Source organism: Flavobacterium sp. (assembly GCF_043779715.1).
Lineage (GTDB): Bacteria > Bacteroidota > Bacteroidia > Flavobacteriales > Flavobacteriaceae > Flavobacterium.
The window spans coordinates 1-19,125 of sequence record NZ_JAYWDT010000100.1 but is presented as its reverse complement, the minus strand read 5'-3'; the positions used below and the strand labels follow the sequence as shown (position 1 = coordinate 19,125).

The 19,125-nt window shown below is 32.0% G+C and carries 18 protein-coding genes; 14 read left to right on the top strand and 4 right to left on the bottom strand.

The features are described from left to right. The 5 genes from ACH2BG_RS05025 to ACH2BG_RS05005 all read left to right on the top strand — a co-directional run. On the top strand, positions 1-213 hold a 213-nt coding region (locus ACH2BG_RS05025), incomplete at its 5' end, for a hypothetical protein (RefSeq protein WP_395046626.1). A gap of 146 nt (positions 214-359) precedes the next feature. Continuing rightward, positions 360-788 carry a ribose 5-phosphate isomerase B gene (rpiB, locus tag ACH2BG_RS05020; RefSeq protein ID WP_395046625.1) on the top strand — a complete coding sequence of 143 codons (429 nt, stop codon included), beginning with the start codon at positions 360-362 and terminating at the stop codon, positions 786-788. Positions 789-834: 46 nt separating this feature from the next. Continuing rightward, positions 835-1,086: a hypothetical protein gene (locus tag ACH2BG_RS05015; protein ID WP_395046624.1), complete on the top strand. Its 252-nt coding sequence runs from the start codon at positions 835-837 to the stop codon at positions 1,084-1,086. 2 nt (positions 1,087-1,088) lie between these two features. Continuing rightward, a complete protein-coding gene (locus ACH2BG_RS05010; protein ID WP_395046623.1) occupies positions 1,089-1,988 on the top strand; it encodes a cation diffusion facilitator family transporter in 900 nt (299 codons plus the stop codon). 166 nt (positions 1,989-2,154) lie between these two features. After that, positions 2,155-5,601, top strand: a complete 3,447-nt coding sequence (locus ACH2BG_RS05005) for a pyruvate carboxylase (protein ID WP_395046622.1) — start codon at positions 2,155-2,157, stop codon at positions 5,599-5,601. Here the strand turns inward: ACH2BG_RS05005 and ACH2BG_RS05000 are convergent. Continuing rightward, positions 5,587-5,874, bottom strand: a complete 288-nt coding sequence (locus ACH2BG_RS05000) for a DUF1294 domain-containing protein (protein WP_395046621.1) — start codon at positions 5,872-5,874, stop codon at positions 5,587-5,589. The genes ACH2BG_RS05005 and ACH2BG_RS05000 overlap by 15 nt on opposite strands. 67 nt (positions 5,875-5,941) lie before the next feature. On the opposite strand from ACH2BG_RS05000, the gene ACH2BG_RS04995 reads away from it, so the two are divergent. Continuing rightward, complete coding sequence (locus ACH2BG_RS04995) at positions 5,942-8,068, top strand: Tex family protein (protein ID WP_395046620.1); 2,127 nt, start codon at positions 5,942-5,944, stop codon at positions 8,066-8,068. A 59-nt stretch (positions 8,069-8,127) separates the two neighbouring features. On the opposite strand, the gene ACH2BG_RS04990 is transcribed toward ACH2BG_RS04995, so the two are convergent. Then, positions 8,128-8,304 carry a twin-arginine translocase TatA/TatE family subunit gene (locus ACH2BG_RS04990; RefSeq protein ID WP_395046619.1) on the bottom strand — a complete coding sequence of 59 codons (177 nt, stop codon included), beginning with the start codon at positions 8,302-8,304 and terminating at the stop codon, positions 8,128-8,130. A gap of 152 nt (positions 8,305-8,456) precedes the next feature. Between ACH2BG_RS04990 and ACH2BG_RS04985 the strand changes: the two genes are divergently transcribed. Genes ACH2BG_RS04985 through ACH2BG_RS04950 form a run of 8 tightly spaced genes read left to right on the top strand, consistent with a single transcriptional unit; the run spans position 8,457 to position 16,805 of the window. Beyond that, positions 8,457-8,936 (top strand): peptidase, encoded by a 480-nt coding sequence (locus ACH2BG_RS04985; protein WP_395046618.1) that lies wholly within the window; start codon positions 8,457-8,459, stop codon positions 8,934-8,936. Positions 8,937-8,956: 20 nt separating this feature from the next. Continuing rightward, positions 8,957-10,459, top strand: a complete 1,503-nt coding sequence (locus ACH2BG_RS04980; RefSeq protein ID WP_395046617.1) for a GH3 auxin-responsive promoter family protein — start codon at positions 8,957-8,959, stop codon at positions 10,457-10,459. Continuing rightward, complete coding sequence (locus tag ACH2BG_RS04975; RefSeq protein ID WP_395046616.1) at positions 10,446-11,330, top strand: carboxypeptidase-like regulatory domain-containing protein; 885 nt, start codon at positions 10,446-10,448, stop codon at positions 11,328-11,330. The genes ACH2BG_RS04980 and ACH2BG_RS04975 overlap by 14 nt, the downstream gene beginning before the upstream one ends. 42 nt (positions 11,331-11,372) lie before the next feature. Next, a complete protein-coding gene (locus ACH2BG_RS04970; RefSeq protein WP_395046615.1) occupies positions 11,373-13,061 on the top strand; it encodes a DUF6909 family protein in 1,689 nt (562 codons plus the stop codon). A 6-nt stretch (positions 13,062-13,067) separates the two neighbouring features. After that, positions 13,068-13,619: a dTDP-4-dehydrorhamnose 3,5-epimerase gene (gene rfbC / locus ACH2BG_RS04965; protein ID WP_395046614.1), complete on the top strand. Its 552-nt coding sequence runs from the start codon at positions 13,068-13,070 to the stop codon at positions 13,617-13,619. Further along, on the top strand, positions 13,613-14,452 hold the full coding sequence (gene rfbD / locus ACH2BG_RS04960) for a dTDP-4-dehydrorhamnose reductase (RefSeq protein ID WP_395046613.1): 840 nt from the start codon (positions 13,613-13,615) through the stop codon (positions 14,450-14,452). Before rfbC ends, rfbD begins: the two co-directional genes overlap by 7 nt. 3 nt (positions 14,453-14,455) lie before the next feature. Then, the gene (locus tag ACH2BG_RS04955; protein WP_395046612.1) at positions 14,456-15,439 is read left to right on the top strand and encodes a UDP-glucuronic acid decarboxylase family protein; all 984 of its coding nucleotides are present in this window, start codon (positions 14,456-14,458) and stop codon (positions 15,437-15,439) included. Between the two features lie 7 nt (positions 15,440-15,446). Next, positions 15,447-16,805 carry an undecaprenyl-phosphate glucose phosphotransferase gene (locus ACH2BG_RS04950; protein ID WP_395046611.1) on the top strand — a complete coding sequence of 453 codons (1,359 nt, stop codon included), beginning with the start codon at positions 15,447-15,449 and terminating at the stop codon, positions 16,803-16,805. On the opposite strand, the gene ACH2BG_RS04945 is transcribed toward ACH2BG_RS04950, so the two are convergent. Further along, positions 16,802-17,986 carry a glycosyltransferase family 4 protein gene (locus tag ACH2BG_RS04945; protein WP_395046610.1) on the bottom strand — a complete coding sequence of 395 codons (1,185 nt, stop codon included), beginning with the start codon at positions 17,984-17,986 and terminating at the stop codon, positions 16,802-16,804. The genes ACH2BG_RS04950 and ACH2BG_RS04945 overlap by 4 nt on opposite strands. Continuing rightward, positions 17,986-19,071: a non-hydrolyzing UDP-N-acetylglucosamine 2-epimerase gene (wecB, locus tag ACH2BG_RS04940; RefSeq protein ID WP_395046609.1), complete on the bottom strand. Its 1,086-nt coding sequence runs from the start codon at positions 19,069-19,071 to the stop codon at positions 17,986-17,988. Before wecB ends, ACH2BG_RS04945 begins: the two co-directional genes overlap by 1 nt. Positions 19,072-19,125 lie beyond the last annotated feature (54 nt).

The following is a 19,125-nucleotide window of genomic DNA, read 5'->3' as shown; positions in this document are numbered from 1 at the left end:
GATTTTATTTTATTTTTGTTGATAAACCACTTTTTTATAATGATAAGTTTTATAAAAAAACAACAAACTAAATTAGGATTTTCATTCTCGGTTTTGGATTACGATTTAAAATTAAACTTCCAAAAAAAACTTCTAAAATTCTATCTAAAGTTGTTAACAAAAGTTGTTAAGTTAGTGTTAACTGAATATCAAGGAATTATGTTTGGTTGTTAACAATGTAAATTTTTAACACATATATTACAAATAACAACTGATTTACAGTTAGTTAGTTAGTTTTATATTTTCATTAAATAAACAAATCAACAAAGAAGCAAATCTACGTTTCTTTGTTTAAATTTGTAACCACAAACACAACTACAATGAAAATCTCGATAGGAAACGATCACGCAGGGCCGGATTACAAAAAAGCAATTGTTCAATTTTTAGAATCTAAAGGACATACTATAATAAACCACGGAACAGATACTTTTGATAGTGTAGATTATCCGGATTTTGGTCACAAAGTTGCCATTGATGTTTCTGAAGGAAAAGCCGATTTTGGCATTGTCATCTGCGGAAGCGGAAACGGAATCGCCATGTCAGCCAACAAACATGAAGGAATTCGTGCCGCTTTGTGTTGGATAAAAGAAATTGCATCTTTAGCTCGTCAACATAATGATGCTAATATTATAAGCATTCCTGCAAGATATACTTCGATTCCCCAAGCTATAGAAATGGTAGATACTTTCCTGAACACCGACTTCGAAGGAGGAAGACACGCTACGAGAGTGGGAAAAATTAGTTGTTAATTAATTACAAAAAGGTTATTTTAAAAATTCTAAAACCTATTAAACTATGTTTGACAAAAAAGATTACACAAATTTATCGCTAGAAGAGTTAGTATTAAAACAAACAGTTTTAACGAAGCGAAATAAAACATTTGTGATTATTTCAGTATTTTCAGTTGTATTTACCCTTTTTGCTATTTATAAAGAAAGTAGTGGTGCTATGCATGTTTTTTTAATATTGGGTTCTATGTTTTTTCTTACTAATAACTCTACGGAATTAAAAAAAGTACAAATAGAAATTGAAAAAAGAAAAAATTAATTTTGCCACACAACCATTCACACCACGAAGTAAAAGGTAAAAACCTTTTGTTTTCGATAGTTTTAAATATTGTAATTACAGTGGCACAAGTTATTGGTGGCATTATTTCGGGAAGTTTGGCCTTAATTTCTGATGCTTTGCATAATTTTTCTGATGTTTTAACTTTAATCTTTAGTTATATCGCAAATGTTTTGTCAAAAAGGAAAGCTTCTTTAGATCAGACTTTTGGTTACAAACGAGCGGAACTTATAGCGGCTTTTGTGAACTCAATTACCTTGATTGTGGTGGCGATATATTTAATTTTTGAAGCTTCACATCGATTTTCTAATCCACAAGTAATTAAATCTAATTTGGTTATTTGGATGTCTATTTTAGGAATTGCGGTCAATGGAATTTCAGCATTAATGCTCAAAAAAGACGCCAACCATAATATAAATATGAAATCGGCATATATTCATCTTTTTACCGATATGATGGCTTCCGTAGCGGTTTTAATTGGAGGAATTCTAATGAAAATATATCAAATTTATTGGATAGACAGTGCTTTAACTCTGGCTATCGCTATTTATTTAATTTATGTTGGTTATGATTTACTGAGAGAATCTACCAAAATGTTGATGCTTTTTACACCATCAGATATCGATATCAAAGAGTTGGTTCGAGAAGTTCATCAAATTTCGGGAGTAAACAAATTACATCATATTCATGTTTGGCATCTTAATGACCACGAATTGCATCTTGAAGCACATTTAGATTGTTTGGATGATATAAAAATGAGTGAATTCAATATTTTATTAGGGAAAATAGAAGTTGTTTTGTTAGAAAAATTCCACATTAACCACATTAATATTCAACCTGAATTTCAAAAAGAAGATTCTAAGGATTTTATAGTTCAGGATTAGTAAAATTACATAATTGACAATAATTAACCGAAAAAAGCATTTTTTATTGCGATATTATTTTTAATACATATTTTCAGGTATAAATTATTTACGTTTTTGAGCTTGTTTCTGTTTTTTTTGTAATTTAGTCGAAAATTAACACACACAACTCAATTTACTACTTCACATGACTGGAAATCTAACCATCAAAAAGCTACTTGTTGCAAACAGGGGAGAAATTGCTATCCGCGTTTTAAGAGCTGCTACAGAATTAAAAATCAATACTGTAGCTATTTATACTTATGAAGATAGGTATTCTTTACACAGATATAAAGCCGACCAAAGTTTTCAAATAGGTGACGAATCAGAAGCTTTGAAACCGTATTTAGATATTGAAGAAATTATCAATGTTGCCAAAGAAAATCAGGTAGATGCGATACATCCAGGTTATGGTTTTTTGTCTGAAAATGTAGATTTTGCCAGAAGATGTCTTGAAGAGGGAATCATTTTTGTAGGACCGCGTGTCGAGGTTATGCTTCAATTAGGCGATAAAGTTGCAGCTAAAAAAGTAGCAAGAGCTATTGATGTTCCTTTGATTAAAGATTCTAAAATTGCTCTAAATTCTGTAGAAGACGCTTTGTCTGAAGCGGCAGAAATAGGTTATCCAGTTATGCTTAAAGCAGCTGCTGGAGGAGGAGGAAGAGGAATGCGAGTAGTGCATAGTCCAGATATGATGGAAATGTCTTTTGGAAACGCAAAAAGTGAGGCGATAAAAGCATTTGGTGATGATACCATGTTTATCGAAAAATTTATAGACAATCCTAAACATATTGAAGTTCAAATCTTAGGAGATAACTATGGGAATATTGTGCATCTTTATGAAAGAGATTGTTCGGTTCAAAGAAGATTTCAAAAGGTAATTGAAGTAGCGCCATCGATATTAAAACCAGAAACTAAAAAACGATTGTTCGATTATGCCGTAAAAATAGCAAAACATGTTAACTATAATAATGCAGGAACGGTAGAATTTTTAGTAGATAAAGATGAAAATATTTATTTTATAGAAGTAAATCCTAGAATTCAGGTCGAACACACAATAACCGAAGAAATAACAGGGATTGATATTGTACGATCTCAAATTATTATCGCAGCAGGACATCCGCTTACGCACAATCAGATATTTATTCACAGTCAAGAAGATATTAAATGTAACGGTTGGGCAATACAATGCAGAATCACAACCGAAGACCCACAGAATGATTTTAAACCAGATTATGGAACCATTATCGCTTATAGAAGCGCTGGTGGATACGGAATTCGTCTCGATGAAGGAAGTTGTTATTCAGGCGTTGTGGTTTCTCCTTTCTTCGATTCGATGTTGGTCAAAGTTTCCTCGAGCGGAAGAACATTAAAAGGAGCTTCAGATCGTTTACGTAGAACTTTAGAAGAGTTTAGAATTAGAGGTGTAAAAACAAATATTCCTTTTCTTATAAATGTAATGTCTAATGATACTTTTAGAAGCGGAGAAACAACAGTTAATTTTATTCCGGACAATCCGCATTTACTAGTTCCAAGATATGAATATTCTCAAGATAGAGGAACAAAACTAATAAAATATTTAGCAGAACTAAAAGTAAATGGTCATCCAGATATAAAAAATTATGATGCCAATAAAACTTTTAGAAAACCAATTATTCCAGTAATTACTAGTAAAGAATATCCAAAAGGAACAAAGGATTTACTAAACGAATTGGGTAGAGATAAATTTATCGAATACATAAAAAACGAAAAGAGAATACTTTTTACCGATACTACTTTACGTGATGCACACCAATCACTTTTTGCAACTCGACTAAGAAATCATGATATTCTTAAAGTCGCCGAAGGCATGGCAAAAAACTTTCCGCAATTATTTTCTATGGAAGTATGGGGCGGCGCAACATTTGATGTAACCATGCGTTTCCTTCACGAAGACCCTTGGGAAAGATTAAGATTAATTAGAAAAGCAGCACCAAACGTATTATTGCAAATGCTTTTTAGAGGTAGCAATGCTGTAGGTTATGCCGCTTATCCAGACAATGTTTTAGAACAATTTATTATTAAAAGTGCCGAAAATGGGATTGATGTGTTTAGAATTTTCGATTCCCTAAACTGGATTGAAGGTATGCGACACAGCATTAAAATTGTTAGAGAAAAAACAAATGCCATTGCCGAAGCTTGTATTTGTTATACGGGAGATATATTAAATCCTGATCGACCAAAATTTAACCTGCAATATTATGTAGATTTAGCCAAAGAATTAGAAGCAGCAGGCGCGCACATGCTAGCTATTAAGGATATGGCAGGATTATTAAAACCCTATGCTGCCGAAGTGTTAATCAAAGAATTGAAGAAACATATTTCCATCCCAATTCATTTGCATACACATGACACATCATCTATACAATCGACTACCTATATAAAAGCAATAGAAGGAGGTGTCGATGTAGTCGATGTAGCTCTTGCTTCTATGAGCGGCTTAACATCACAACCTAATTTTAATTCACTCGTTGCCGCTTTACAAGGATCAGAAAGAGAAAATCCAATAGATTTAAAAAAATTAAATGAATATTCCAATTATTTTGAAGTCGTAAGAGAATATTACTACCCTTTCGAAAGCGAGTTAAAAGCAGGAACAGCAGAGGTTTATAATCATGAAATCCCAGGAGGACAATATTCTAACCTTCTTCCGCAAGCTCGTGGTTTGGGATTGGAAGATAAATTTGAAACCATTAAACAAAATTATGTTGTAGTCAATGAGTTGTTTGGTGATATTGTTAAAGTCACACCGTCATCAAAAGTAGTTGGCGACATGGCTTTATTTATGACATCAAATAATCTAACATCAAAAGATGTAATAGAAAAAGGCGATACACTTGCATTTCCAGAATCGGTAAAACAATTATTTAGAGGCGATTTAGGGCAACCTTATGGAGGATTTCCTGCAGTACTTCAAAAAATAATATTAAAAGACGAAAAGCCATATACCGAGAAGCCAAACGCACACTTAGAGCCAATTGATTTCGAATTAGAATTAAAAAAACTACACGAAAAATTCGATGATAAATTAACCACCGAAGATTTACTTTCTTATATCATGTTTCCTAAGGTTTTTAGTGATTTTTATACTTTTAGAAAGCATTTCGGAAAGGTTGAAAAACTAGCAACACCTACTTTTTATTATCCTTTAAAATCAAACGAAGAAGTATTGGTAAATTTAGCTTGGGGAAAAAACCTCTTGATAAAATTCAGATATATGGGCGAACCAAATGAAGAAGGATTTAGAGAAGTTTATTTCCAAATTAACGGACAAACCAGAAATGTTCTTGTAAAAGATAATGCTATAAAATCTACCAAAATAAGCAACATTAAAATTTCTGGATCCAATGATATTGGAGCACCATTACAAGGAAAATTAGTAAAAATTATGGTAAATGAAAATGATGAAGTTAAGAAAAACACTCCTTTATTTGTCATTGAAGCAATGAAAATGGAAACCACTATTTGTTCTCTAAAAGACGGAATAATTTCAAAAATATTACTAAAAGAAAACGCAATGATAGAGCAAGACGATTGTGTGTTACAAGTAAATTAGGTTAAATGATTTTTTTGTTTTTAATAAAAAAATCACTAAAATTTGAATAAAAACAATTCCATAAAACTTCAATAGATAAGTTGTTTTCGAAGTTTTATGTCGAAAAAAAAGCATTGCCAAACCAGAACCAATAACTCCGCCAAAAACTACAATTAACAAAAGTGTTTTTTCGGAAATTCGATATTTATGAGCAACCGCCATTTTTTTATCATAACCAATTAGGAAAAATCCAATAATATTGATGATAAAAAAATAAATTAAAATAACAGTCATATTTTTTTTGAATAAGCACAAAGATATTATTTTTGGTAATTCTAATATCACAATCTAAAATTCCGAAATGACCAACATACAATTTATAGCCAAACAAGTTGCAACGACTCCAAAAAACATCGAAGCCACTGTAAAATTATTAAACGAAGATTGCACGATTCCTTTTATTTCTCGTTACCGAAAAGACACAACGGGAAATCTCGATGAGGTTTTTATCGAGCAAATTGCAAAATTAAACAAGGAATATGATGTTATTGTAAAACGAAAAGAAGCTATTTTAAAAGCAATTACAGAACAAGGACAATTAACTCCAGAATTACAAAAAAACATTAGTGAAAGTTTCGATTTACAAGAACTCGAAGATTTTTATTTGCCTTACAAAAAGAAGAAAAAAACCAAAGCTGATGTTGCTCGTGAAAACGGACTAGAACCATTGGCGAAAATTATTATTAATCAGAAAAATGATGATGTCGATTTCTTGGCTACCCAATATTTGAACGAAAATGTCATTAATGAAGAAGCTGCTTTGCAAGGAGCAAGAGATATTATTGCCGAATGGATTAATGAAAACATATATGTTCGTAAACAATTGCGAAGACTATACGAACGAAAAGCAACCATAACAGCAAAGGTTTCAAAAGCTAAAAAAGAAGAAGAAGCGGCACAAAAATTCAGTCAATATTTCGATTGGAGTGAGAATTTAACCAAAGCAGCCTCACATAGATTATTGGCCATGCTTCGCGCAGAAAATGAAGGATTTATCAAAATAAAAATCGAAGTCGATATTGATGAAGCTTATGATTTAATAGATGAAATTATCATCAAAAACAACAACAGTTCCGCTATTTCTCATGTTCAATTAGCCATTGAAGACAGTTACAAAAGATTGTTAACACCAGCGATTTCTAACGAAGCATTGCAAGAAGCTAAAGCCAAAGCCGATGCTAATTCTATTCAAGTTTTTGCCAATAATTTAGGACAACTTTTATTAGCACCACCATTGGGAGAAAAACGAATTTTAGCAATCGATCCGGGATTTCGCTCGGGTTGTAAAATAGTTTGTCTCGACGAAAAAGGGGATTTATTGTACAACGAAACGATTTATCCTCACGCGCCACAAAACGAAACGGCAATGGCGATGAAGAAGATAAAATCGATGGTAAATGCTTATAATATTGATGCAATTTCTATAGGAAACGGAACGGCTTCGAGAGAAACTGAATTCTTTATCAAAAAAATCGCTTTCGACAAACCAGTTCAAGTTTTTATTGTTTCAGAAGCAGGAGCTTCGGTATATTCGGCATCAAAAATAGCGAGAGATGAATTTCCTAATTATGATGTTACGGTTCGTGGGTCAGTTTCTATTGGAAGACGATTGTCGGATCCGTTGGCAGAATTGGTAAAAATTGATCCAAAAGCCATTGGCGTAGGACAATACCAGCACGATGTAGATCAAACAAAATTAAAAGAAGAGTTGGATAATACGGTGATTCGATGCGTGAATTCTGTTGGAATAAACATTAATACAGCAAGTAAACATTTGTTAAGTTATGTATCGGGAATAGGCGAAAAACTAGCTGAAAACATTGTGCAATATCGTACTGAAAATGGAGCGTTTGAGGACAGGAAACAACTAAAAAAAGTACCAAGATTGGGAGAAAAAGCTTACCAACAAGGCGTGGCTTTTATCAGAATTCACAATCCAAAAAATCCGTTAGATAATTCGGCAGTTCACCCAGAAGCCTACGGAATTGTAGAAAAAATGGCAAAAGATTTGAAACTTTCTGTTCATGATTTAATTGCCAATAAAGAAAAAACTGCTTTAATAAAACCAGAGCATTACATCACTCCAGAAATAGGTTTATTAACTTTAAAAGACATTATAAAAGAGCTCGAAAAACCAGGTTTAGATCCAAGAAAGTCTGCCAAAGTTTTCGAATTTGATCCCAATGTAAAAACCATAAAAGACCTTCGAACTGGAATGATTTTACCAGGAATTGTCAATAATATTACCAATTTTGGTTGTTTTGTCGATATTGGAACTAAGGAAAGTGGACTGGTTCATATTTCTCAACTCAAAGCAGGTTTTGTATCTGATGTAAATGAAGTAGTCAAACTGCACCAACACGTTACTGTAAAAGTGACGGAAGTTGATGAAGATAGAAAACGCATTCAACTCACGATGATATTATAAATAAAAATCCCAAACTCATTTATTGAATTTGGGATTTATTTTTTAAACGTTTAAAAAAATTACTCTTTCGTTTCTTCTTTTTTAGAATCTGCAGGTTCGTCACCTTTTGCGGCTTTCTTAAATTCTTTGATTCCACCACCAAGACCTTTCATTAATTCTGGAATTTTTTTACCTCCAAAAAGTAATAAAACAACTGCCAATATCATTAATATCTCTGTAACTCCAAATTTTCCCATGAAATAAAAATTATGCTTTCGCAATTTAAAAATAAAACATTAGGCAAAGATATTAAAGAATTTAATAAACCTTTATTTTTTTAACGATTTATTATTACTAATAAACTAACTACGCGTTGTAATTATTATATTTGTTGTAATTATTATAATTTATGTCAGAAAAAAGATTAAAAAGAAAAGCATTTTTCAATAAAATAAAAACAAAGCGAAGATTGATTATTTTGAACGAAGAAACTTTTGAAGAAAAATTTTCTTTCAAACTCAATATTATTAATGTTTTTATCGTGGCTACACTTGGCGCTATATTTCTTATTTCGATAACGAGTTATATTATAGCATTTACACCACTTCGAGAATATATTCCAGGATATGCTTCGACACAACTTAAAAAGGATGCACTAAATTTAGGACTCAAATCGGATTCTTTAGAATTTGCATTAAAGAAAAATGATGCCTACATACAATCTGTAAAAAAAGTGTTAACAGGCGATTTAGAATATGCCAAAGTGAATAAAGATTCAATCATGGCCTCAGAATATGTAGATCCTTCCGAATATAATTTTGAAGCCTCGCCAGAGGAGCTCGAACTCAGAAAAAAAGTAGAAGCAGAATCTAAAAAAGTTAAAAAATAAGAGCCTAAAGCCTTTTACAAATGTCAACAAAATCCTTTTTAGCCAAGCAATTCGCAAAAAAAATTCATAAAAAAACGCTGAAATGGTCTCAAAATCCTATTGAAACACAACAAAAAGTTTTTCAAGATTTAATTCATCAAGCAAGCAATACAGTTTTTGGAAAAGACCATAATTTTAGTAAAATTAAAACTTTTGAAGACTTTGCAAAACAAGTTCCTATAAGAGATTATGAGGAATTAAAACCTTACGTAGATCAAGCTATAAATGGGAAAAAAGACATTCTTTGGAAAGGAAAACCTTTGTATTTTGCTAAAACTTCAGGAACAACATCAGGCGCAAAATATATTCCACTCACAAAGGAATCGATGCCGTTTCATATTGAAGCTGCAAGAAACGCCATTTTAAGTTATATTCACGAAACAGGAAAAGCTGATTTTGTAAAAGGAAAAATGATTTTCTTGCAAGGAAGTCCAATTCTTGAAGAAAAAAACGGAATCAAATTAGGGAGATTATCAGGAATTGTAGCACATTTCGTTCCTAAATATTTACAAAAAAATCGAATGCCATCTTGGGAAACCAATTGTATCGAAGATTGGGAAACCAAAGTAAACGCTGTTGTCGAAGAAACTTTTCAGCAAAACATGACCGTCATTTCTGGAATTCCGTCGTGGGTACAAATGTATTTTGAGAAACTGCATCAAAAAGCCGGAAAACCAGTGGGAGAATTATTTAAAAACTTTAATTTATTCATTTACGGCGGTGTAAATTATGAACCTTACCGTGCCAAATTTGAAAATTTAATTGGACGAAAAGTAGATTCAATCGAACTTTTTCCTGCTTCCGAAGGATTTTTTGCCTATCAAGATTCCCAGAAAGAAAAAGGAATGTTGCTGTTGTTAAATTCAGGAATTTTCTATGAATTTGTAAAAGCCGATGAATTTTTTACAGAAAATTATAAAAGACACACTATTGGCGAAGTCGAATTGGGTATAAATTATGTTTTAATAATTTCTACAAATGCAGGACTTTGGGGTTATAATATTGGCGATACAGTTCAGTTTACTTCTATAAAACCGTATCGCGTCATCGTTTCAGGACGTATTAAACATTATATTTCGGCTTTTGGCGAACATGTAATAGGAAAAGAAGTAGAAAGCGCTTTGCAAGAAGCCATGGAAAACACACAAGTTCGTGTAAACGAATTTACAGTGGCGCCACAAATTTCTCACACAAACGGATTGCCTTACCACGAGTGGTTCATCGAGTTCGAAAATGAGCCAGAAAATATGGAAAATTTTGCGCTGCAGATAGATAAAGCGATGAGAAAACAAAACACATATTACGATGATTTAATTGTTGGCCATGTGTTGCGAACACTTGTAATTACTACCGTTAATAAAAATGGATTTCAAGATTATATGAAATCTATCGGGAAATTGGGCGGACAAAATAAAATCCCAAGACTCTCTAATGATAGAAATATTGCTCAAAAATTAGAAAAAGAAAATAATGATACAAAATAGATTTTTAGTTTGCTTGTTTTTAGTAAGTCTTTCGATTACCGCTCAGATAAAAGGAGTTGTAAAAGACAGTATTTCGGGAAAACCAATTCCGTATGTAAGTATTTGGATTCAAAACGAAAACATTGGTACAACCGCTGAAGAAAATGGAGAATTTACAATCAGTTCGACCGAGAAAAACAAAAACTTAATATTTTCTGCATTAGGTTATGAGAAAAAGATTATCAAAGCTTCAAAAGCGACTTTAGTTAACCTAAAACTAATAGCTTATCAGTTAGATGAGGTTGTAATTTCCGAAGATAGATTAGAAACAAAAGTGGTAGAAATAGGTGCCAACAAAAACGGAATTTATCAATCGTTTGATAACGGACCAAGAATAGACACAAAGTTTTTTCCTTATAATCCAGCTTACAAGAAAACAAAATTTATAAAAAAAGTCACTATTGAAACCGACAGTAGAATAGAAAATGCAACAATTAAAATTCATTTTTATAGCGTCGATGCAAATGGTTTTCCTAGTGAAGAATTGCTGGACAAAAATTTTATTGTTTCGGTAAAAAAAGGCACAAAAAAGAATTTTTTCGACATAACAAAATTTAACCTAAGAATACCAAAAAGAGGACTTTTCGTTGGATTTGAAAAATTAAGTATAGAAAAAAATAAATTAGAAAAAACCATTACCGATTCGAAAACAAATAAAACACAAATACAAAAAACATATTTCCCTTTTGTAATGTATAATTTTGTAGAAAGAGACTTTTTATACACTTTCTCTGGAGGAAAATGGAACAGACAAACCAAACATACCGATACTGATTTGTCAAGAAAAATTATGGTATATGAACCAGCAATAAACCTAATTCTTACCAACTAAATATAAAAACTGTATCTTTGTCGGTTATAAAATAAAAATTTAATGAAGGAAATTAAAAACATTTCGCGCTCACGAGCGCAAGAATCGTCGGCAGCTATCGAACGATTGTATATTACAATGCGTCATTTATTCAACAGAGGTTTCTATAAACCAATGGGAATTTCTGGAGAAACTTTAAGAGAAGCATTGCTGGCATTAAGACCTGAAATTTATGGGACTATTGCGGAAGAAAAAGTAGAACTAAGCGGATTATTATACGTTATAGAACGTCTTCCGGTAGGAATTGAAGAATGTCGTTACATCAATTTAACGTCGGACGAAGGGTATTCTAACTCCCATTTCCAAGCGATTGTTCCCCCAAAACGTAGAAGAAATTGCTACCGAATTGATGACGAACAAATGAATGTGGAAATCACACGCGGTCGTTCAGATATTTATGATATCCTAACGCATTTAACGTTTATATTCATCGAATCTCACAAAATTAAAGACCGAGTTCTTATTGATGAAGACGGACGAGTATCTCGCGATTGGGAAAAACTAGAACAAGCTGCATTACAAAATAAAAAACTAACATTAATAGAAAGAGAAAAAGCTATTTCTCACGCAGCCAACATTTTAGGAAGAACATTTGCCGAGGTAAAAGACATTTACGAAAGCTTCGGAAACACAACATCGCCAGATCGTTTCTTGCATATTATTTATTGGTTAGGAAAAATTGCGATTGAAGAAGTAGTTGATAATAACAAAAGAACCATCACTTTTAGTCCAATTTTAAGAGAAAGATTAGGACACCACATTCACGGAGAAATCTGGGCAAATGATATAAAAGAAGTTTTACAAAAAAACGATTTATTGTCTAGGCCAATTCACGTAATTAGTGCCAATATGCACAGTGTGATGAACTCTATTTTTGCAACGCATGTGCTTAAAACAAAGTTTAAAGACAAATCAGATTTCGATATTTACGAAGAGTTAAGTAAACCGGGTGCCCATGATGTTCGTGACAAAGTCGAAGAATTTGCGATAAAACACGGTATGATTTCTTTGCCAGACACATCAGGAACGAATATTGATGTTCAAATTTTTGATACTGCAAAAATCGATTGGACAAAATCGGCTTTCGCCAAAGCAAAAATCGATAAAGTTTCACCAGTTTTAATCGTCATGGATTACGCTTTCGGAGAACAAGCTTTTGAAACTATTGATGAATTATTGAAACCTTACAAAATAGGAAAAGAGAAAACGTTCCTAAATGTAGAGTCAGTTTCTATCATGGGAAAAGCAGGAATTCTAGAAGGCGGAAAAGGAGATATTATGATTCCTAATGCGCATATAAACGAAGGAACTGCCGATAATTACCCATTTCATAACGAATTAACGGCAAAAATGTTTGAAGGAAACGACATTCCAGTTTTTGCAGGACCAATGATCACCGTTTTAGGAACATCTTTACAAAACAGAGATTTATTAAAGTTTTTCCACGAATCTACTTGGGAAGCCATCGGACTAGAAATGGAAGGTTCTTATTACCAAAAAGCAATTCAAAGTGCATCAAAAATTAGAAAAAGTATCAACGAAAATGTAAAAGTTCGTTACGCTTATTACGCTTCAGATAATCCTTTAGAAACAGGAAGTACACTAGCTTCAGGTGGTTTAGGAACAACAGGTGTAAAGCCAACTTACTTAATTACTATCAAGATATTAGAACAAATTTTCAACGTAAAATAAATTATAATGAATTTTATTCCAAGTAATTTAGCTGGTTGCTTTGTCCTTGAGCCAAAGATTTTTCATGATGACCGAGGTTATTTTATGGAAAGCTTTAACGAGAATACTTTTGAAAAAGGGATTGGACAAAAAGTCCATTTCATACAAGACAATCAATCGTATTCGTCAAAAGGTGTTTTGCGTGGTTTGCATTATCAAACAGGCGAGTATGCTCAGGCAAAATTAGTACGAGTATTACAAGGCGAAGTGTTAGATATTGCGGTCGATATTCGGCCAGAATCGGCAACTTACGGACAATCATTTTCTATATTATTAAGTGCCGAAAATCAGAAACAATTGTATATTCCGAGAGGATTTGCACACGGTTTTTTAGTAACTAGCGAAACAGCAACTTTCTTTTATAAATGTGATAATTTTTACAATAAAGAAAGCGAAGGCGGCGTAATTTATAATGATCCAGCATTAAACATAGATTGGAATTTTCCTGAAAATGAATTGATTATTTCTAATAAAGACGTGATTTTACCCACACTAGAAAACGCCAAAAAAGTATGGTAATTTTAGTTACAGGAGCATCAGGACAATTAGGTCAGGCAATTCAGTATATAGCTTCAAATTATGCTGATTGCGAATTTATTTTTGCATCGTCACAAGATTTAGATATTACAAATCAAGAACGTGTAAATCATTTTTTTGATACAAATAAAATCGATTTTTGTATAAATGCTGCGGCCTACACAGCGGTTGATAAAGCAGAATCTGAAACAGAAAAAGCAGAAGCTATTAATGTTTCTGGACCAAAAAATTTAGCCATTGCTTGTAAAAATAAGAAAGTAAAACTAATACATATTTCTACCGATTTTGTTTTCGATGGTTCTTCAAGCAAACCGTATTTAGAAACTGACGCAACAAATCCGCTAAGCGTTTATGGTAAAACAAAACTAGACGGAGAGCAAGAGATAATAGATAATATTCATGAGTATTTTATTATTAGAACTTCTTGGGTTTACTCTCAATTTGGTAATAATTTTATGAAAACCATGCTGCGTTTGGCTTCAGAAAGAGATAGTTTAAGCATTGTTTCAGACCAAATAGGTTCGCCAACAAATGCGGTCGATTTGGCCAAAGCTTTACTTTCTATAGTACAAAGCAACAGTTCAAAATATGGTATTTATAATTTCAGTAACGAAGGAATGGCAAGTTGGTATGATTTTGCTACAGAAATTTTTAGAATAAATAATGTTGTTATTGATGTAAATCCAATTCCAACAGAAGCATTTCCTACGCCAGCAAAAAGACCAAAATACAGTCTTTTAGACAAATCGAAAATAAAAAACACTTTCGGAATCGAAATAAAAACTTGGCAAGAATCATTATTGCAAACGATATAAAAAATGAAAAGAATACTAATAACAGGAGCTGCAGGATTTTTAGGATCACATTTGTGTGATAGATTTATCAAAGAAGGTTATCATGTTATTGGAATGGATAATTTGATTACGGGTGATTTAAAAAATATAGAACATTTATTCAAACTAGAACATTTTGAGTTTTACCACCACGATATTTCAAAATTTGTGCATGTTGCAGGAAATCTAGACTATATTTTGCATTTTGCATCGCCAGCAAGCCCGATAGATTACTTAAAGATTCCGATTCAAACCTTAAAAGTAGGTTCATTAGGAACACACAATTTACTTGGATTGGCAAGAGTGAAAGGCGCAAGAATCTTAATAGCCTCTACATCGGAAGTTTACGGAGATCCATTGGTTCATCCACAAACAGAAGAGTATTTTGGGAATGTAAACACAATAGGGCCAAGAGGCGTTTATGACGAAGCCAAACGTTTTCAAGAATCCATCACAATGGCTTACCATCGTTTTCACGGATTAGAAACTAGAATTGTTAGAATTTTTAATACCTATGGACCAAGAATGAGACTCAACGATGGTCGTGTTATTCCAGCATTTATAGGTCAAGCATTGCGAGGTGAAGATTTAACTATTTTTGGAAATGGTTTGCAAACCCGTTCTTTTTGTTATGTAGATGATCAAGTAGAAGGTATTTTCAGATTGTTACATTCAGATTATGTTTATCCAGTCAATATTGGAAATCCAGACGAAATAACCATTAAAGATTTTGCCGAAGAAATAATTAAGTTAACAGGAACAAATCAGAAAATTGTATACCACGATTTACCAGAAAATGATCCGTTGCAAAGACAACCAGACACAACAAAAGCCAAAGAATTATTAGGTTGGGAAGCTAAAGTTTCTCGATCTGAAGGAATGAAAATCACTTACGAATATTTTAAATCATTACCACAAGAAGAATTATTAAAAGAAGAGCACAAAGATTTTTCAGGTTATATACGCTAATTAAAAAATGACAAAAGGCAGGTATTCAAAATATATACGTCCAATAAGCATAACAACAGATTGTGTTTTGCTGGTTGTTTTGGCCAACTTTTTTCTAAAGGAATTTGCTATACAATTACCATATTTTATCATTTACCAACTAATTTCTTGGTGTGTTCTCGCCTATTTTACAAAATTTTATGAAGTATATCGCTTCACAAAACCCGTAGAAATTATGGGGATGTTATTCAAACAATTATTTTTATTTTCGTTGTTTGTCATTGCCTTTTTTTCTATTACAAGAGAGATAATTTTTAGTTTTCGACTCTTGTTATATTTCATCGGATTTTCATTTATTGGCATCACTTTTTTCAAAGGGTTATTGTTTTATTATCTAAAAAAATACCGAATTGTTCTTGGCGGAAACTATCGAAACGTAATAATTGTAGGCTATACAGATAGCTCAAAAAATTTGCAAAATCTTTTTCAAACAAGGTTAGATTATGGCTACTATTTTAAAGGTTATTTTTCAGATAAAATAAAGAACGAACAAATAAAAGGAGATGTTTCTCAGATTCAAGATTTTGTTTTAGATAATAAGATAGATGATATTTATTGTGCTTTAGAAGAATTATCGAATGATCAACTTAAAGAACTGGTAGAATTTGCCGATTATTACAAGAAAACAATCAAATTTATCCCAGAATCTAACGAGATTTATGCTAAAAACCTAAAAATAGATTATTACGAATTCTTCCCCATATTATCACTTAAACGAACACCATTAAATGAACCATTACTCAAGTTTGTAAAGCGATTATTTGATATTTTCTTTTCATTATTGGTTATCATTTTTCTGCTTTCTTGGCTCATTCCAATTATTGCAATTTTAATAAAATTAGAATCAAAAGGGCCAATATTTTTTAAACAAGGAAGACCAGGATTAGATGAAAAAGAATTTTTTTGTTACAAGTTTCGTTCAATGGAAATAAACGATAAAACAGAAGAATCGGTGGTAAAAAATGACCCAAGAATAACAAAAACGGGCAATTTTTTAAGAAGAACTAGTTTCGATGAGATGCCACAATTTTTCAATGTATTTCTTGGTGAGATGTCTATCGTTGGGCCAAGACCACATTTATGGTCACACAACAACGAATACCAAACTAAAATCAGGAAATACAATTTAAGATTACATATAAAACCAGGAATTACAGGATTGGCACAGGTAAAAGGTTTTAGAGGAGAAATAGAAACCGATGACGAAATGGTAAACAGAATAAAATATGATTTATTTTATATCGAAAACTGGTCATTATTATTAGATATAAAAATTATTGTACTAACAGTAATTAATGTTTTTAAAGGGCAAGAAAAAGCCTATTAAAACACCTCTTTTTCAATTAAATAATTCATCTGATTATTTAGATTGAAAGTTTCTTGAGTGTCTTCAAATATTCTTTTTTTCATCGAATGTAATTCTGATTTACTCAAATTTGAAATCAATTTTAGTTTTTCATTCAAGTCAGAATAATTTTCAACTTGGGCAACCCAGCCTAAATTATTTTTTTCTACAATAATTTCGCCTTCACCACCACCAAAATATAATATTGGAAATCCAAGTGAACTATATTCGAAAATCTTAGAAGGAACAGAACCATAAATTCTAACTTTTAATGGAACAATTGCTACGTCAAAAGATTTTAGTTTTTCGTGTAATGCATTGCGCTCCATCATACCATAAAAGAATATTTTTTGTTCTTTTCTAGACGATATTAGTTGCTCTATTTGTGTTTTTTCGGCTCCATCACCAAAGATGTGTAATTCGATATTCAATCCGTTTAAATCTATTTTTTCGCACAATTCTAAAACACCCTGTGCTATTCCTAAAAGTCCAGCATAGAAGATTTTTATAGGCTGATTAAGATCTGTAATTAAATCCAAACTTTCAACTTTATGATCTGGAAAATTACGATATAAAAAACATCTTTTATCTGGGAAAAAAGAATTTACATGTGTAATAATTTCGTTAGATTGTCCAATAATTAAAGTGGCTTTTTTGTAGATAAAGCGTTCTAAAAACAACGAGAATTTATGTGAAAACGAGTTTTTTTTCAAGGCTTTCAATTCAATTGCTGCTAATGGCCAAAGATCTGAAATATTGAGAATTATCTTTTTATTTTTTAACGAAAGCACAAAAACTGATATAAATGAAAGCAATAACGGAGGTGATTGAACGACTACTTTTTCTGGAGTTTTTTTAAATAATAAATAGAAAGATAAACTCAATGAAAAAGACAAAACCGAAATAATTCTAACAATCAAATTCTTACTTACACTTGGATAAATCCAAAGTCGTTTTACCGTAATATTATCACGATTTTCAGTAACAGAAAATTTGCCTTTATACTCTGGAAATAATTCACCTTTCGGATAATTTCCTAAAGGACAAATCACAGAAACCGTATAATTATTTTGATGCAATTTTAATGCTAACTGTTCAATTCTATTGGCAGCAGCGCCTTTTTCTGGCGGATAATAATTGGATATGATTAATATTTCTTCCATTATTTTTTCAAAAGAATATCAACAATTCGTTCGGATGCTTTTCCGTCCCAAAGCTCCGGAATTCCTGCTTTTTTAGAACCGATTTGAAGAAATATTTTAAATAAATTTTCTAGATTTTCAATAGAAATTCCAACTAGATTATTGGTTCCAATTTCAATAGTTTCTGGCCTTTCTGTTGTTGTTCGCATAGTAAAACAAGGAATTCCTAAAACCGTAGTTTCTTCAGAAATCCCACCAGAATCGGTAATTACGGCAAAACTGTTTTTTATGAGATACATAAAATTCAAATAACTTTGTGGTTCTACAAATAAGGTGTTTTTCAAATTCAAATTGATTTCTCCCAAAATCGCTTTCGTTCGAGGATGAATTGGGAAAATTATTTTCTTATCTCCAACCATTTTGTCAATTCCTTCAAGTAAATTTATCAATGATTTTTCTTCATCAACATTCGACGGACGATGTAAAGTCAAAATGATATAATTCCCAGCTTCTAAATCAAATTCTTTCCAGAAATTTGGAGCAGAAATTCTGTCTAAGTTCTGATATAAAGTATCAATCATCACATTTCCAACAAAATGAACATTTGATGATTGAACACCATTTTTTAATAAATTTTCAGATGCTGAGGTTGATGTTGTAAAGTAATAATCGGTAATACTATCGGTAACCATTCTATTAATTTCTTCAGGCATTGTTATGTCGCCAGATCGAATTCCGGCTTCAACATGAGCTACTTTTACATTCATTTTCTTCGCCACAATAGCACAAGCCATAGTCGAGTTTACATCACCAACAACTAAAACTAAATCACACGGATTTTGGAGTAATTCTTTTTCAAAAGCAATCATAATTGCCCCAGTTTGTTCGGCTTGCGAACCACTTTTCACTTCTAAATTAGCATTTGGATGTGGAATGTTTAACTCTTCAAAAAAAGTATCACTCAGGTTTTTATCATAATGTTGACCAGTATGCACCAAACGAAAAGATATTGCTGCACCTTCAGCTTGTTGTTTATCAATCGCTTTAATAATGGGTGCGATTTTGATAAAATTGGGTCTTGCGCCTGCTATTATGGTTATTTTCATGTTTTATTTTTTGTAACCAATTTTCGTTCTTGATTTTTCGTGCTCTTTTTTATC